This is a genomic window from Leptolyngbya sp. O-77, assembly GCF_001548395.1.
Lineage (GTDB): Bacteria > Cyanobacteriota > Cyanobacteriia > Elainellales > Elainellaceae > Thermoleptolyngbya.
Genome location: NZ_AP017367.1, coordinates 5,078,779 through 5,094,018, shown reverse-complemented (window position 1 = coordinate 5,094,018; position 15,240 = coordinate 5,078,779). Strand labels below are relative to the sequence as shown.

Annotated in this window: 21 protein-coding genes; 9 read left to right on the top strand and 12 right to left on the bottom strand. The window is 54.7% G+C overall.

Going from position 1 to position 15,240, the window contains the following annotated elements:
- The first annotated feature begins 17 nt into the window (after nt 1-17).
- The gene (locus tag O77CONTIG1_RS25000; protein WP_156435570.1) at nt 18-257 is read left to right on the top strand and encodes a hypothetical protein; all 240 of its coding nucleotides are present in this window, start codon (nt 18-20) and stop codon (nt 255-257) included.
- Here the strand turns inward: O77CONTIG1_RS25000 and O77CONTIG1_RS27325 are convergent.
- The 6 genes from O77CONTIG1_RS27325 to O77CONTIG1_RS21515 form a co-directional block, all read right to left on the bottom strand.
- Nucleotides 198-707 carry a hypothetical protein gene (locus O77CONTIG1_RS27325; protein ID WP_197673267.1) on the bottom strand — a complete coding sequence of 170 codons (510 nt, stop codon included), beginning with the start codon at nt 705-707 and terminating at the stop codon, nt 198-200. The two genes, O77CONTIG1_RS25000 and O77CONTIG1_RS27325, sit on opposite strands and share 60 nt — an antisense overlap.
- A gap of 124 nt (nt 708-831) precedes the next feature.
- The gene (gene secF / locus O77CONTIG1_RS21535) at nt 832-1,818 is read right to left on the bottom strand and encodes a protein translocase subunit SecF (protein WP_068515008.1); all 987 of its coding nucleotides are present in this window, start codon (nt 1,816-1,818) and stop codon (nt 832-834) included.
- Nucleotides 1,819-1,894: 76 nt separating this feature from the next.
- On the bottom strand, nt 1,895-3,307 hold the full coding sequence (gene secD, locus O77CONTIG1_RS21530) for a protein translocase subunit SecD (protein ID WP_068515005.1): 1,413 nt from the start codon (nt 3,305-3,307) through the stop codon (nt 1,895-1,897).
- Between the two features lie 92 nt (nt 3,308-3,399).
- Nucleotides 3,400-4,494, bottom strand: a complete 1,095-nt coding sequence (locus O77CONTIG1_RS21525; RefSeq protein WP_156435568.1) for a glycerate kinase — start codon at nt 4,492-4,494, stop codon at nt 3,400-3,402.
- 29 nt (nt 4,495-4,523) lie between these two features.
- Nucleotides 4,524-4,874 (bottom strand): DUF565 domain-containing protein, encoded by a 351-nt coding sequence (locus O77CONTIG1_RS21520; protein ID WP_068515001.1) that lies wholly within the window; start codon nt 4,872-4,874, stop codon nt 4,524-4,526.
- Nucleotides 4,875-4,918: 44 nt separating this feature from the next.
- On the bottom strand, nt 4,919-5,866 hold the full coding sequence (locus tag O77CONTIG1_RS21515) for an NAD(+) kinase (protein ID WP_410503477.1): 948 nt from the start codon (nt 5,864-5,866) through the stop codon (nt 4,919-4,921).
- Nucleotides 5,867-6,329: 463 nt separating this feature from the next.
- On the opposite strand from O77CONTIG1_RS21515, the gene O77CONTIG1_RS21510 reads away from it, so the two are divergent.
- The 3 genes from O77CONTIG1_RS21510 to O77CONTIG1_RS21500 are packed head-to-tail and all read left to right on the top strand — an operon-like array spanning nt 6,330 to nt 8,183.
- Entirely contained in the window at nt 6,330-7,124 is a 795-nt protein-coding gene (locus tag O77CONTIG1_RS21510; protein ID WP_068514998.1) for a DUF2993 domain-containing protein, read from the top strand.
- A 23-nt stretch (nt 7,125-7,147) separates the two neighbouring features.
- Nucleotides 7,148-7,798, top strand: coding sequence for a MotA/TolQ/ExbB proton channel family protein (locus O77CONTIG1_RS21505; RefSeq protein WP_068514995.1), 651 nt, complete (start codon nt 7,148-7,150; stop codon nt 7,796-7,798).
- Nucleotides 7,782-8,183, top strand: coding sequence for an ExbD/TolR family protein (locus O77CONTIG1_RS21500; protein ID WP_068514992.1), 402 nt, complete (start codon nt 7,782-7,784; stop codon nt 8,181-8,183). The genes O77CONTIG1_RS21505 and O77CONTIG1_RS21500 overlap by 17 nt, the downstream gene beginning before the upstream one ends.
- Nucleotides 8,184-8,216: 33 nt before the next feature.
- On the opposite strand, the gene O77CONTIG1_RS21495 is transcribed toward O77CONTIG1_RS21500, so the two are convergent.
- Nucleotides 8,217-9,161, bottom strand: coding sequence for a glycosyltransferase family 2 protein (locus O77CONTIG1_RS21495; RefSeq protein ID WP_068514989.1), 945 nt, complete (start codon nt 9,159-9,161; stop codon nt 8,217-8,219).
- A gap of 232 nt (nt 9,162-9,393) precedes the next feature.
- The gene (locus O77CONTIG1_RS21490; RefSeq protein ID WP_068514986.1) at nt 9,394-9,927 is read right to left on the bottom strand and encodes a DUF4330 domain-containing protein; all 534 of its coding nucleotides are present in this window, start codon (nt 9,925-9,927) and stop codon (nt 9,394-9,396) included.
- 187 nt (nt 9,928-10,114) lie between these two features.
- Between O77CONTIG1_RS21490 and O77CONTIG1_RS27320 the strand changes: the two genes are divergently transcribed.
- Nucleotides 10,115-10,246 carry a hypothetical protein gene (locus O77CONTIG1_RS27320; protein ID WP_286132456.1) on the top strand — a complete coding sequence of 44 codons (132 nt, stop codon included), beginning with the start codon at nt 10,115-10,117 and terminating at the stop codon, nt 10,244-10,246.
- 299 nt (nt 10,247-10,545) lie between these two features.
- Complete coding sequence (locus tag O77CONTIG1_RS21485; protein WP_084782900.1) at nt 10,546-10,818, top strand: hypothetical protein; 273 nt, start codon at nt 10,546-10,548, stop codon at nt 10,816-10,818.
- 103 nt (nt 10,819-10,921) lie between these two features.
- Here the strand turns inward: O77CONTIG1_RS21485 and O77CONTIG1_RS28475 are convergent, their stop codons facing one another.
- Both O77CONTIG1_RS28475 and O77CONTIG1_RS24995 read right to left on the bottom strand, forming a co-directional pair.
- Nucleotides 10,922-11,098 carry a hypothetical protein gene (locus O77CONTIG1_RS28475; RefSeq protein WP_172799737.1) on the bottom strand — a complete coding sequence of 59 codons (177 nt, stop codon included), beginning with the start codon at nt 11,096-11,098 and terminating at the stop codon, nt 10,922-10,924.
- A gap of 420 nt (nt 11,099-11,518) precedes the next feature.
- The gene (locus O77CONTIG1_RS24995; RefSeq protein WP_156435565.1) at nt 11,519-11,656 is read right to left on the bottom strand and encodes a hypothetical protein; all 138 of its coding nucleotides are present in this window, start codon (nt 11,654-11,656) and stop codon (nt 11,519-11,521) included.
- Nucleotides 11,657-11,801: 145 nt separating this feature from the next.
- Here O77CONTIG1_RS24995 and O77CONTIG1_RS23945 point away from each other — a divergent pair, with 145 nt between their 5' ends.
- The 3 genes from O77CONTIG1_RS23945 (at nt 11,802) to O77CONTIG1_RS21475 (ending at nt 14,417) form a co-directional block, all read left to right on the top strand.
- Nucleotides 11,802-12,872 (top strand): DNA-methyltransferase, encoded by a 1,071-nt coding sequence (locus O77CONTIG1_RS23945; protein ID WP_084782898.1) that lies wholly within the window; start codon nt 11,802-11,804, stop codon nt 12,870-12,872.
- On the top strand, nt 12,865-13,752 hold the full coding sequence (locus O77CONTIG1_RS23940; RefSeq protein ID WP_084782897.1) for a NotI family restriction endonuclease: 888 nt from the start codon (nt 12,865-12,867) through the stop codon (nt 13,750-13,752). Before O77CONTIG1_RS23945 ends, O77CONTIG1_RS23940 begins: the two co-directional genes overlap by 8 nt.
- A gap of 212 nt (nt 13,753-13,964) precedes the next feature.
- Entirely contained in the window at nt 13,965-14,417 is a 453-nt protein-coding gene (locus tag O77CONTIG1_RS21475) for a ribonuclease III domain-containing protein (protein WP_068514980.1), read from the top strand.
- Nucleotides 14,418-14,571: 154 nt separating this feature from the next.
- Here O77CONTIG1_RS21475 and O77CONTIG1_RS24990 read toward each other — a convergent pair whose 3' ends face one another.
- Nucleotides 14,572-14,835 (bottom strand): hypothetical protein, encoded by a 264-nt coding sequence (locus O77CONTIG1_RS24990; RefSeq protein WP_156435563.1) that lies wholly within the window; start codon nt 14,833-14,835, stop codon nt 14,572-14,574.
- An 84-nt stretch (nt 14,836-14,919) separates the two neighbouring features.
- The gene (locus tag O77CONTIG1_RS24985; RefSeq protein ID WP_156435561.1) at nt 14,920-15,147 is read right to left on the bottom strand and encodes a hypothetical protein; all 228 of its coding nucleotides are present in this window, start codon (nt 15,145-15,147) and stop codon (nt 14,920-14,922) included.
- Nucleotides 15,148-15,240 lie beyond the last annotated feature (93 nt).

The following is a 15,240-nucleotide window of genomic DNA, read 5'->3' as shown; positions in this document are numbered from 1 at the left end:
TGTGGGAGGATTGGCCGATGAGACTGCTGATATCCAATGTGATATCCAATGTGATATCCAATGATCCGATTTCCAAAGCAACCATGCGAGCCACGGGCATTGTGCTGGTATTTGTGGGCGGGCTGCTGCTGCTGCAAGCCTGGAACGACGTGCAAGCGTCAGGGCAGCGAAGTCGAACCTTTTGGCAGGATATGGTTTTAGGGAGCGCGTTTGCGGCGCTGGGGGCGTGGCTGATCGTGTGGGGGGTGCTGAGATAGCAGACTGGTCGCCGAGGGTGTAGGTTGAAGCGACTGACACACCCTGCGCCACAGGGGATGCCTTGGCCCCCGCTGGCGAATTTCTAGAACGCACTCACTCAGGCGACGGCGGTAGTCGGTGGGAATGCCAAACAGGAGCGTACAGCTTTGCCACAGCAGGGTTGAAACCGTGAGGCTAGCGCAGAGAATTAGCCCGGTGGCCGCCAGTGGATGGTAAATCAGCCCGTAGCGCACAGCAGTCCAGGTGAAATATTGCCGCCAGAGCGCAATTTCATCGCGCAGGTGCCACAGGGAGAGCGGCACGACCGCCAGCCACAACAGCCTCAGCCACCGCCAGCGCATGTTCATCCAGTGCTGATGCAGCCGCTCCACTTCAGCCTGAAAGTCTGAATCTGTGGGAAAGGGATCTGGCTGGGCCGCAGGTTTTTTCCAAATCAGTTTGGGCCACATAGAAGCCACGTCTAAGAAGCTACATCAAAAAGCCATTTCCAAAAAGCCATTTCCAAAAAAGCCATTTCCAAAAAAGCCATATCTAAGTAAAACTGCGTCGGCGCTGTCTAGATGCCCTGGGTGGTCAGGCATCTTCTGGGCTGGGAGTAATGTCTAGCGGGCCGTCGGCAACGGGTTCTGGCTGGGCGATCGCCCGTCCCGTCCGCTCTCGCCAAAAGGCCAGCAGCGTGCTGGCGATAAAAATACTGGAATAAGCACCTGCTACAAATCCCACAATCAGCGCCAGGGCAAAGTATTTCAGCGTTTCTCCACCAAACAGGAAGATTGCCACTAAGCTCAAGATGGTGGTTAACGTCGTATTGATCGAGCGGGTCAGGGTTTGGTTGACCGCTTCATCCACAATATCGTTGATATGGCGACCAGGGCTGTCCTTGATACGCTCCCGGATGCGATCGTAAATGACCACCGTATCATTCACCGAAAAGCCCACAATCGTCAGTAGCGCCACAATAAACAGGCTATCCACCTCCAGCCCAGAGACCAGTCCCAGGATCGAAAACAGCCCCAGCGTCACCAATACATCATGCAGCAGCGCCACAATTGCAAACAGAGCATAGTCAAACTGGAACCGCAGGCTGAGGTAGACCATAATGCCTGCAAAGGCCGCCATTAGCGCCAGTAGCCCCGATGTGAAAATCTGCCGACCGAGCGTGGGTCCCACGGTGTCAATCTGGGTTGCAGCAGGGTCGAATTTGCCCAGCTTTGCCTCTAGTGCTTGCAGGAGTTCGGTTCGCTGTTCCACATTCAGCGTCGAAGTGCGAATCAGCAGTGCATCTTGCTCGGTTCCTAATACCTGGATGCTGCTATTTCCCAAACCTTGCTCCGCCAGCACAGAGCGCACCGTTGCCGGATCGATAGGCTGCTCACAGGTTTTTTCGCGGGCGCAGGCCAGCTCTAGCTGGAGCCGAGAGCCGCCTACGAAGTCAAGGCTGGGCCGCAGCGGCGCACCAAAGTTTTGCCAGGAGATCAACATCGCTGCCAGTCCACTGAGGATGAACGCAGCGGAGATCGCCCACCAGAGGTTGCGCTGTTTGATGACGTGCAGTTTCATGGAGTTGCCTTTGCCAGACGTGCGGCAGAAATGAACGGCAGAGCGGAGCCTTGTTTCGAGAAATGCTCAAACCTTCTCAGGTCGAAGAGGGCCGAGCCGAGGGGGAATTGGAAACGCCGGGGCTATAGTAGCTGGGCTTCCGCAGGCTGGGAACCGACAGCGCAGTGAGCAGCAGCGTGCGGGTACAGGTCAGCGCGGTAAACATGCTGACGACCACGCCAATGGCCAGCGTTAGGGCGAAGCCTTTGACCAGGCCTACCCCCAGCCAGAACAGGGCAGCACAGGCAATTAGCGTGGTGACGTTGCTGTCCAAAATGCTGGAAAAAGCACGATAGAAGCCAGATTCTACGGAGCGGTAGAGGGTTTTGCCAGACCGCAATTCTTCGCGGGTGCGCTCGAAGATCAGCACGTTAGCATCTACTGCCATGCCGATGCTGAGGATAAACCCGGCAATCCCCGGTAGGGTGAGCGTTACATTCAGCAGGTTAAACAGCGCCAGGGTCAGCAGCGCGTAGACGAGCAAAGCAATATCAGCTAGCAGACCCGGCAGGCGGTAATACACCACCATAAAGATGAGGACGAGAATGAGGCCGGCGATCGCCGCATAGATACTCCGCTGAATGCTGTCGCGGCCCAGAGTTGCGCCGACGGTGCGGTTTTCGACAATTTCCACCGGCACAGGCAGCGCCCCACTCCGCAGTTGCAGCGCCAGTTCCCCGGCCCGCTGTGCGTCAAAGCCGCCGCTGATGCTGGCGCGACCGCCGACGATGCCCGTTTCGGCATATTTCACGTCTACGGTAGGAGCGCTGAGCAGATCGTCATCTAGGAAAATGCCCAGGCTGCGGCCTGTGCCCGCTACGGCTTTGGTCATTTCGGCAAATTTCTGGCCGCCCTCCTCGTTAAATTCCAGCCCCACTTCCCAGGCGTTGCCGCTGATGGGCTGGGCGTAGGCGTTTCGCAGCATGTCGCCCGTCAGCCCTACTTTGTCGAACAAGCTGGCGATCGCCTGGTTGCTGCGCTCGATGGCGGCTCGGTTTTCGGCCAGTTCTGCTGGGTCTGCGTTGTTAATTTCCAGATTCGCCTGCTTTACCAGCAGCCCTTGCAGCACCTCGTATTCTGCTCGAAGCTGGGCTTCTGTGCCCTGGCGCTGTTGGCGAAAATCGAGCTGGGCCGTGTCGCCCAACACTCGCTCTGCCTGGGCCGGATCGCTCACGCCCGGAAGCTGCACCAAAAGTTGCGTGTCGCCCACCGTCTGCACCAGCGCCTCCGATACGCCCAGCCCGTTGACCCGGCGTTCTACCACCGCCCGCACGCTCTCCATCTTCTCTGGGGTGATTTCGGGCACCTCTGCGGTGGGGCTGACCTGGAGCGTCAACTGCGACCCGCCCCGCAAATCCAGACCCAAATTTAGCGGTCGCTGGGTTAGCAAAACCGCCGCGGCGATCGCCAACAGTAAAATCAACGCCAGGAGAGAACGCTGTCTGCCCATGCTTTGTAGCTCATACGACAACCGCTATGATAGCCGGATTTGGGGAGTGTTGGGGCGTTAGCGCCTTGGGGTGGAACTGTGGAAATCGAGGATCATGCTGTCCCGTCATTCCCTCTGCCCTTCCAAACGCGATCCACTTGCCGATCTGCCCGCACCTCCACCACCCAATCCACTTGCTCAGAATCCCGCAGCAGCGGCGGGTAAAACAGCGCGGGATGGAGCGATCGCCAGAAATATTCCACAAACTGGTCGATTTCGGCATCGCTCATGCCGGGGCGGCCAGCAGCAGTCATGCGATGTTCGGCTTGCTTGCGCCACTGCTGGCTGAGGCGATAGTCTTCGGGGCGCAGCACGATCAGCCCGTGCAGCAGGTTCCACAGGGGCAGATAGTCTGCTAAGCGGGTATTGCAGTCGCGGGCAAAGGCTCGGTCGGCGGCGGTGAGAAGGGGCGGCGGCGCGTCGTCGAAGGCAGCTGAGTCGATGGGTCGCAGCCCGACAAACCAGCCTTCAAACAGCACCAAGTCTGCACCGGAAACTGGCTCTGGCGCAATGCGATCGCCCTGGCCCTGGTGCAGCGATTTGTCGAACCGGGGCAGCAGCACAGGACTGTTGCCCTGCCGCAGGGCTTGTAGCGTCTGAATTCCCAGATCCACATCGTGAGTGCCGGGGGGGCCACGCCAGCGCAATCGCGGATCGGCCTGCTGCAACCGCTGGCGATCGCCCCAGGTTTTGTACAAGTCATCAATCGATAAACAAACAACCCGCAGCCCGTCCGCCGCCCAAATGCCGCGTAGCAGCCGCGCCAGGGTTGATTTGCCCGTGCCCTGCCCGCCCAAGATGGCCTGAATCAGAGGGCGCGAGTGCAATCGCCAGCGCTGCTTAAGCCATTCTGCCAGCGGCAGCCACAGACCCCACAGCAGATCTAGGGGCACTGCGTCCCAGCCGAGTTCATCCTGGCAAAGGGGGGCGATTGCCCGATAAGCCTGTTGAAATTGTTCGGCTTGGGTGATCATCCAGTCGTCTAGCTGGGCATCGGCAAGCCCAAACTGCTCAGGTCGCCAGCCCCGTGCCAGCCAATCTGCCCTCAGCAACGAAACCGCTGCGGACGGATCGGAACCCCGCCGATGAAACGGTTCGTCAGCGAGTCGCGCCAGAAGATTCTGGAATGGAGCGTTCTGAGTTGCCACGATGCGTCCTGCCAAAGCTCGGCTGCGCCTCAGCTTCCCAGCTTGAAGGCTTCCAAAAACAGTCCGTAGGTCAGCCCCATTTTCATGGCGTTGAGCATCTCTGACACGATGGACGGGCGGGGGCGGCCGTTGACAAGCTGCGATCGCCGCCGCCAATAGACAAACCAGCTAATCGCCTCGGTTACGGCGACCACCACTACTGAGGCCAAAATGTCCCACTCGGATGTCGCCCCCGCAGTCGTAGAAACTGCCCCCGCCAGAAAATTTCCCAGCAGCAGACTCATCACCACCAGCGAAATCCGCCGCCAGGGATTGAGCAGCCATTGGTCAAACTGGCCCAGCGTACCGTTGAGGAGGCGAGTTAGGCGAGTGTCCTGCATGTTGGCAATTGGGGGTCACTAAGTTAGTGGGTTTAAGTTGGGGGTTAAGGCAATTCGACGGAGGTGGGCTTGGCAACGTGGGGCAGTCCCCAGCCAAGCTTTTCGCGGAGAACGTGGAAAAATTCGGGGGGCTTTAGCCGCACAAACTTGGCAGGATAGGGCGATCGCTGCACGCGCACCCGGTCTTCAGGACACACGTAGCAGCCTGCGTTGCCGTCCACGACCATCACCAGGCGATCAGGATTGGCTGCGTAGATTGTAACGGGTTCTGTGGCAGAAAAAACCAGGGCGCGAGAGGCCAGCGAATGCGGGCAGATCGGCACCAACTGCATCACGGCTACGTCGGGCGTGATCACCGGGCCGCCTGCCGACAGCGCGTAGGCGGTGGACCCCGTGGGGGTCGAGAGAATAATGCCGTCGGCGGCGATATCGACGGGCGCGTGGCGGCCCACTTCCACCTCGAAGTGGCACATGCTGGTCAGCGGCTCTCGATGCAGCACCATCTCGTTCAGGCAGAGCGCCTCCCAGGCCAGCACGTCCTTTTGAAACAACTGAACCGTGAGCATCAGGCGCTCTTCGATATCGTAGTCCCGCGCCAAAATTGCCTCAATTGCCTGAGGAAGCTGGTTCAAATAGGTTTCGGTCAAAAAGCCCATGTGTCCTGTGTTGATGGCCAGCAGCGGGATGCCGTGGGGAGCCACCTGCCGGAAGGCCGCCAGCACTGTGCCATCTCCGCCCAGCACCACCGCCAGCGCCATGTCTTCGTCAAACCCGGTGGGAGCCAGACTGGCGATCGGCGTATGACACATGGGCCGGTTTGGCTTGGAATATCCCAGGATGCCGCCCATTCCGGTTGCCAGGTGTACCTCCCAGCCATAGCCTGCAATTTTCTCGCTCAGTTCCTCCGCAATGCGGCAGGCCACAGGTTTGATGTCGTTGTAGATAATCCCGATTTTGGGCACACTCAGCGTCCGGTTCTGGTGGTTGGGCAATCGTTGAGAGAAAGGGTCGCACCTAGAGTTGAGTCGGCGAATCTAGCGATCGCCCCCCAGACTGGCTCCGCAGCAGCGATGCAGCTTGAACCCAGGCAACACGCCTCTGCAAGAGCGGCCAAGAGCGACCAAAAGAGAGCTAGCCGAGATAGAGCTGCGCTCCAGGCTGACTCATCATTCCCTTACTATTTAGATTATGTCCAACCGTAGAAGTTTGCACGTTGCTGCTCAGGAGTTGGCAGGGGATGGGGCGATCGCCCCTGATACAGACTGATAATCCCATAATCCCAGCTAATAACCCCATGCGGATTCTCCAATCTCCCCAATTCTGCTTTGAGTTGCGACTTTTGTGAATACTTGTTACAAGTGAGGTGGTTTCGTTACAAATTCGTTACAAGAATTGGACGATCCGCTGCGGATGCCTCCAACCACCCTACTGCTGGATACCCTTTTAATAAAGCCTATGTTTGGCGGTTTTACTGGTTTCACACGCCCACTCAATACGGATATGGGTGAGCAGGTGCTGAATGCGGTTGCAAACCAGTCCATCCGCCACCTGTTCACGAGCAGCGAAGCCATCGATGTGCAGATCCGCTGCTTTCCCTCCAGCAAGTTGTTGCAGGGCAGTATTGACAGCTTCAAGATGCAGGGCCGTAACCTGGTGATTCGGCGGGATTTCCGGGTCGAAGAAATGTCGTTTACCACCGATGCGGTGTCGATTGACCCGGCCTCGGCGCTGGGTGGGAAGCTCCGCCTTAAGCAGCCGACACAGGCCGTGGCGCAGGTGATTCTGACAGAGGACGGGATTAATAAAGCGTTTGACGCTGATTTGGTGCGCCAGCATTTGGTGAATGTGGAGATGGAGGCGCTGACAAATCTATCGGGCGGCGAACCTGTGTCTTTTCGGGATATCCATATTACCTTGATGCCTGAAAACCAGGTACATGTTGGCGCAAAGGTTGATTTGCCAAACCGGAAGGATCTGCCGATTAGCCTGCGGTCTACGATCGCCGTTGAAAAGCGCCGACAGATCCGCTTTCAAAATGCCGAGTTTGACCCAGCAGGGGTGCCTGAGGAGGGGCGATCGCTCTCTAAAATCGTCAGCCTTGCCTTTGCCGAGGTGCTAGACGGCATGGTGGATCTGGATCGGTTTGATCTGGACGGCGTGATGGTGCGGATTAACCGCCTGGAAACTCACGGCAAAAAACTGGTCTTTACCGGGTATGCTCAAATAGATCACTTTCCCGGTTCTGGGTAAAGTCGCCCTTTTTGCCCCGTTTCATGTCAATTCCTAGTCTATTTGCCACAGGCGGACTGGTGATGGTGCCGCTGCTGGGGCTATCGATCTTGGCGATGGCGCTAGTGCTAGAGCGGCTCGTGTTCTGGTGGCAGTTGACCCGCCAGCAGGATCGCGTCATCCAGGACACGCTGGCCCTCTATCGCCGCAGCCCCCGCGCCGCGTTTCAAAAGCTAGAGCAGCACGCCAACTTGCCTATGGCTCGCATTTTCCTGGCGGCGCTGGAGCTAGAGCAGGCCACGCCAGACGAGTTTCGACTGGCGCTGGAGAGCGCGGCCCAGGCAGAACTGCCCTTGCTACGACGGTTCAACACCGTCTTCGATACAGTGATCAGCGTTGCGCCGCTGCTGGGGCTATTGGGCACGATTCTGGGGTTGATCCAGTCCTTTAGCTCGCTGCGACTGGGCGATCTCGGCGGTACGCAGACCGCAGGGGTGACAGCGGGCATCAGCGAGGCGCTTATTTCCACCGCTGCTGGGCTGATTGTGGCAATTATCACGCTCCTGTTTGCCAACACGTTTCGCGGCCTATATCAGCGGCAGGTGGCGCTGATTCAGGAATACGGGGGCCAGTTGGAACTGCTGCACCGCCGCCGTCAGGAATATCGGAGTCCTCCCTATGCGCCTACCCAGTGAGCCAGATCCGCCGCCGTCGATCAACATTGTGCCGATGATTGACGTGATTTTTGCGATTCTCACCTTCTTTGTCCTGTCTACGCTGTTTCTGACGCGCTCCGAGGGGTTGCCTGTGAACTTGCCAGGGGCGGCGACGGCAGATCTGCAACCCCAGGAGCAAACCGTCGTCACGATTGACGCTAGCGGGAACCTGTCGCTAAACCGACAGCCGATCACGCTAGACGCGCTGGATGCGGCGGTGCGCCAGCAGACGGACGGGGGCAATTCGCCGCTGGTGGTGATTAATGCCGACAAGGCCGTGCCCCACGGTCAGGTGGTGGCGGTGATGGATCGGCTGCGGGCGATTCCGAATGTGCGGCTGGCGATCGCCACGGAGCGGCCCTAAAGATTTTGGGGTTTAGATTTGAGATTTAGGATCTTAGGCTTTAGAAGCGAGGAACTCGTCGTAGGCGGCATAAACACCCTGGACGTTATACCAGTTGAGGAAAACGCGGGCAATTTCTAGCGCAAGCTGCGGTTTGCCCTGGTCAATCAGCCATTGCAGCAGCGGCGCGAGGGTGCGCTCGTTGAGCCGGCCGCCGAGAGACAGCACGCCCCACAGAACGCGGTGTAGCCAGGTCATCTGGATCATCAGGCGCACGTCCCAGGTGGGGTGCTTTTGGTAGAACAACACGCCCATGCGGCCGCGCTGAATTTCTTTGTCAATCAGGTTGGGAATTTGGCTGAGGGCGAAGGGCGGATGCCAGTGATAGCCGACGGCTTCGGGGCATTTTACCAGGGTTAGACCCAGGTTTTTCAGGCGAACGCCCAGTTCTAGATCTTCCCAGCCGTAGAGCTGAAAGCGCGTGTCAAACAGCCCCGCCTGCTCCAGCCAGTGACGGGCGATCGCCACGTTTCCAGTGGCAAAGTACGCCGCCGAAAAATCCGTCACCTTAAATGGTTCAGCCGTCGGGTCGTCGAAATTGCAGGTGTTGATCACGCGGCCGTAGGTAAAGAGGCGATCGCTCCCCAGCCGCTTTGCGCCTTCCGCCAGCGCCGCCGCGTGGGCCTGCAAGAAGACCTCCGTCACCACCAGATCGCTGTCGATAAAGATAATCGTGTCGCCTGTCGCTTTTTCTACGCCCAGGTTCCGAGCCGCGGCCGGCCCCTGGTGATCTTGCAGAAACAGGCGGACGTGTGGCAGGGATGCGGCGTTTGCCCGGAGCCAGCCGACGGTTTCATCTGTCGAGCCGTCATCTACGACAACGACTTCATAGCCTTCGATGGGGCTATTGGGCGGAATGACCTGCTGTTCGAGCGATCGCAGGCATTTTTCCAGAATCGGCTTGCGGTTGTAAGTCGGAATAACAACGCTAAAGAACACGCTTTCCCTCAGACAAGTTCTGAATCAGGCGGTGCAATCTCAATTCTCGATTTTGGATTCGCGATTGGATGTGCGATTTTGGATTGCCAATCAAGCTGTTGTTGGGCCTCTAGCAATTTCTTTCGCACGCCACCTGGGAGAATCGGACACTAGCCCCAGCAGCCTACGGCCGCCAGCACATCACTCTGAGCTTAGCGCAGCCGCCAGGCGACCTATCCCAAATAGAGGACGCTTATTCCTGAATTCGCACACCGACCACCGGCGCATTGAATCGGAAGGTTTGTCCCTCCAGTTCCAGCGGCGTGCCTACTTTCACCTTGTTGTTGCCCAGCACCGGCCCATCGTCCGTCATTTGGGCATCTCCGGCTAGGGTAATCATCATGTCCAGGGTGAAGTCCAACTCTGGACGCGGGTCGGGCAGCGAAATCACCGTGCCATCGGGCTGGGGAACCGCCACCGAGCGGGGAAGCTGCTTTACGCCCACCACGTCCAGTTCGCCATAGGGCTGGTTACGGATGATCACATTGACCTTTTTGCTCTCTTGCAAGGATTGCACCAGCGCCGCTGGATCGCTGACCGTTAGCCCACGCACAATGGTATCGACCTGCACGGGCTTGGTCTGTACGCCAAGCTGCGCCACCGAGGAACCCGACGTTCCTGGCACTAGAAAAACTGCCACCGTTACCAGCAGCATCACCAGCGCCGCGCCCAAATCGAGGATATTGACCTTGCCAAACAACCGTCCCTTTGAGTCCAGAATAGCCATGTCTGAAGCGTTCTAGCCGACGCAATACCAGGTTTAACCCAATTTTTGCTCCACTGCAAGTGCAGCAGACTCTGAAAGAGTAGCACGACGGGATGACGGTGGTGCAGCTAGGTAGCTGGAGGGGGAAAATATTTAGGCAGTCGAGGGACTTAAGACCTTGTAAGACCTTGTTTGATGATTTGCGGGCATGAACCCGCTACGAGTGGTCTGCCTGTATTTCGACAGTTGGGAGCATCTGCTCACCTTTATGCTGCACGGTCTGGAGCTACACATCTCGCCCAGCACCACTCGCCCAGTATCAACTGAGCCACCATCCTGAGAGTTGCTGCTGCTGGCACAGGGCAATTGACGGGGGCGATCGCATCCAGTACAATCGTCCATCAAGCTGTGAATGACCCCAAGTCAGCGCGGCTTACCTTTCCCCCGAAATTTTGGTCGTTTAGTCACTTGCGGCGCTGGCAGGTGTTCCCGCACCCACCAACGCCTGACCCCTCGACAGCCGATGCCTGTCTCAGGGCTGCGTCCATTGTAGGCCGCCCTGTCATCAGCGCTTCACGTCCGTGGGCGGCCAACATTTCGGGGTTTCCTACCCCACTCGTTTCCTGGAGGAAACCCCAAATGCTGACAATCCAATACACCTGGTCGTCCCCACGCTCGGAGGCGACCCAGTTCTCGCTGCCCCCGCTCACCTGTGAGTTGCCGCGTCGCCGCCGCCTGCGCCTCTACCTCGTCGGCTCCCCCGCCGACACGCAGCAGGAGGTCGATCGCCTTCACTTGCTCCGCTATGCCGAACGCTTTGAGTGGAGCCGATCCGTCCCCATTGCAGAAAATGGCATCCTCATCCAGCCCGACGCAGGCGACGTGCTGCGCTATTTGCAGCGCAACAGGTAAGATAAGCTAGCCGATTTTGGGTTTTGGACTTTGGTGAGAAATCGCTGAAATCCAAAATCCAAAATCTACAGCCCAAAATCTTTTTCTAGCTCATCCATCCAGTTCATCCATCCAGCGGACTCCGCACCCCTCGCCCACCCCGATTCGGCACATGGGTACAAATCATCATCGTCTTCACATCCTTGTGCCCCAATAGCTCCTGCACCGTGCGGTAAGAGTAGTGTTTGAATCGCAGCGTATCCCGCACCTGATCCAGTAGCTTTTTAGGACGTGCTTCCACAAAACCCAATCTTCTTCAGCAGAACATCTGTATAGAAAGCTACCACGATACATTTGTTCTTTTTATATGAAGCTTTACTGAAGCTGTCTGCCTAATTCCCAGAATCAGGGGTATTATGCAGATTATTGCCTGCCTATCTACCCAATTTGGGATCTTAGACAGATCTGAATCAGCCTATCTCCCCAATTTGGGATCTTAGACAGACGGATTTCAGCCTAATTGCCCTCTGCGGGGTAGATAGGCAGACGCGATCAGTCTAATTACTAGTTAGCCCTCAGCGTTCTGGTTCTGTCAGCTTGTCGGTGGGTAGGCGATTCGCCCCCCACTTGCAGAGGCTCGGTTCTTCGAGATCTGGGTCAAATCGAACACTCCCAAACACTTTCGAGTAAGTTGCAAACTTTAAGTCGCGGTAGATTTGGGTCAGCAGTTCGAGGTTCCAAAAGGTATCCGGGGGGCGATCGCCGAAAGGTGCGGGTGCTGGGAGATAAGGGGCGATCGCCCAGAGGTGTTGGTGTTGGGAGATGAAGGGCGATCGCGAAGGCTAACACCTCGCTGCAACGGACGGAACAGAGATCCTGGCTGAAACCGAGAGCCACTGACCGCCGTTGAGCTTCACCGTTAGGCAGCCACCAAGCAACCCCTCCATAGCTATAACTTCCTCAAATTCCAGTAAAGTTATGAGATGTAACAGTTAGGTAGCTCAATGGTTGTGGAAAGTAGACTTCTAAAAAATATGGGTAAGGTTAAGGATTATTTCACTTCACCAGACCTTATGCCTTTGTTCTTAGAAGCCGACACATATAAGCTTTTACAACTATTTCCCGATGATTGCATCGACTGTATAATAACTTCCCCACCATATTGGGGGCATAGAGCCTATGCAAATGGAGGGATTGGGCTAGAGGAGAACTGGGAGGATTACATTACCAAATTACTTTTAATCTTCGTTGAGGTAAAAAGAATTCTCAAGCCTAGCGGTTCTTTTTGGCTCAATATCGGTGATACCTATCAGAATAAATCTTTGATTGGTATACCTTGGCGGATTGCACTTCAGATGACTGATCAGCAAGGTTGGATTATTCGTAACAGTGTTGTCTGGAATAAAGTCAAGGGCGCACCTGACAATGCAAAAGATAAACTCCGAAACGTATATGAACCTTTCTTTCACTTTGTTAAGACAGCTCGTTATTTCTATGATGTCGATGCAATTCGCACCAAGCCAAGGCAATCTAAAGTTGTTAATGGCTCTGTAGTTTCTGCTACAGGTGTTTCTGGTGTACGTTATCGGCGGCAAATTGAATTATCCACAGCACTTAATGATTCTGAACGAATAAATGCGCTCAAAGCTCTTGATGAAGTTTTAGAAGAGGTAAGAGCAGGTAAAACATCTGATTTTCGGATGATTATTCGTGGTCAGCAACGAACAACACATTCAGATTCAGAAAAAGTTTCTGGGCGTGCCCGTGAACTCGCTGAAAAGGGTTTTTATTTTCTTAAATACCATCCAAATGGTAGTAAACCGAGTGATGTTTGGGACATCTTACCTGAGGATACGCAAAGGCGAAAATCTCACTTTGCTCCTTATCCTGAAGATTTATGTAAGATTCCGATTCTTGCTACCTGTCCTAAATCTGGCATTGTACTAGATCCATTTATGGGAACAGGTACAACAAGCTTAGTTGCATATCATTTACAACGAAAATCGATTGGAATAGATATTTCTGGTGATTATATTAATATTGCTTATGAAAGGTGTGGGTTAACCAATGACTAAAGTTGCTGAATTGTATGGAAATTCTACAAATCATCCTATGTCTTGGGGTGATATTGCTTCCAGTCAGAACTGCCCCTTCCTAACTCGTAAATGCCTTAAAAACCGAAAAAGTGAGCCTGACATCACCATTGGAACATGCACAGTAGCTTATGGTAAAGAGGTTCGTAATATTATCATTTGCCCATTTCGTCTTCTTGAGCGAAGCCAAATTTTTACAGACTGCATTCATTTGCTAACACTTCATGAGCCTGGTAATGAACTTAGAATCGTGCCTGAGATTTCAGTTCCTGGAGGTAGCATAGATTATTGTCTTGCTTCTGTACGCTCTGGTAAAGTTATTGATTTTGTCGGCATTGAATTGCAAACTCTTGATACTACTGGAACAGTATGGCCCGAACGGCAACGTTTTCTACAAAATCATGGTGTTGAAGTTAAAGATTCAGAGGTTAAATCAGGAAAAGGTTTTGGCATGAATTGGAAAATGACGGCAAAAACTATCTTGATGCAACTTCATCATAAAATTCATACCTTTGAACATCTCAGTAAACATCTTGTTCTAGTAGCTCAAGATTGTCTTATTGAATATATGCAGAGGGAGTTTTCATTTGACCATATTCAGGATGCCCGACTTGGGAACCCTATGCATTTTCATTCTTATGAATTGTTGACCGAAGCTTCAGGTTATCGTCTTCAACTTGCACAGCGTTGGAGTACAGATGCTAATGGAATTGCACAATGCCTTGGTTTACAAACGAGTCCGAGAGTGGAATTGGAGGTGATTTTGAGACAAATCGAAGAAAGATTACCACAAAGCACTTTGTTGTCTCTTGGACAATCTTTACCTGTTTCAACTCATGAAGATATTGCTGATGACAGCTAAACATTGTTTGTATGAGTTGTCAGTAAATGCTGCCTAACACCGCGTTGGTGCGGATGGAACAAAGGTTATCGGTGAGTGTTCAAGCTTGTCTGCCGCCGCACAACTTCACCGTTATGCGGCTTTATCTTTTGGTTAGGACGGTGCTGTGAGCTTATCTGTGAGAGTTCAAAGTTGGGCAACCTCAAGTTGGGTGATCGCTAAGAGTTAACACGATGACTCCTGAAGAAATCAGAGCTATTGAAATCCGTTTGGGATATATCTTTTTAGACCAAGAGTTACTCGTTCAAGCCCTCACACGCAAGGCTGCGGCTCAGGAGCAAAGGCAAAAAGGAAATCTATGCGAAGACCAAGAAGTTTTTCGCACCCTTGGAGATGCCGTTCTTAAAGCAATTTTGACGGAGTTGTTGATTCACCAAGGTTACACGACTCGCGGTAGCATCACTCAGAAGAAAGAGAAGTTAGAGAATGAAGAGAACTTGAGTGCAATGCTTCGAGCAATGGAGATAACTCCGATTGTTGGCATTGGAGAACGAAGTATCGGGGTGCAAGAACAGTCTTTAGCCTTAGCAGAGACATTTGAGGCAATTGTTGCAGCAATTTACAAAGATGGGGGATACGAAATCATTAAAAAACTAGTGGTGAAGTGGTTTAGTCCACTAATTTAGTTCCATGAAGGCTTTGATTTTGACACAACTATTTCAGGTAGTTGTCGCCCCATAACAACCCCAACGCAGCGGACGGACGAAAGCCGCTGGTGCTGAGTTCGAGGTTATCTGCCGCCGCTGGTTGGGAACGTTAGCCCTCAGCGCTCTGGTTCAGTTAGCTTTCGGGTGGGTGGGCGATTCGCCCCCAATTGCGAAGGTGCAGTTCTTCAAGAACTCGGTCAACCCGAACACTCCCAACAGCGTTCGGGTAAGATGCCAACGTTGAGCGGTGATAGGCTTGGGTCAGCCGTTTGAGGTTCCGAGAGGTATCGGGGGGCGATCGCCAAGAGGTGTCGGTGCTGAGAGAGACGGGCGATCGCCCAGAGGTGTTGGTGTTGGGAGATGAAGGGCGATCGCGAAGGCTAACACCTCGCTGCAACGGACGGAACAGAGATGCTGGTTGAGACCAAGAGCCACTGACCGCCGTTGAGCTTCACCGTTAGCCCTCAGCGCTCTGGTTCAGTTAGCTTTCGGGTGGGTGGGCGATTCGCCCCCAATTGCGAAGGTGCAGTTCTTCAAGAACTCGGTCAACCCGAACACTCCCAACAGCGTTCGGGTAAGATGCCAACGTTGAGCAGCGATAGGCTTGGGTCAGCCGTTTGAGGTTCCGAGAGGTGTCGGGGGGCGATCGCCGAGAGGTTTTGGTGTTGGGAGATGAAGGGCGATCGCGAAGGCTAACACCTCGCTGCAACGGACGGAACAGAGACTCTGAGCAAGACCGAGAGCAACCGACCGCCGTTGAGCTTCACCGTTAGCTGGCTTCGTTTTAGGGCTACGGGCATAC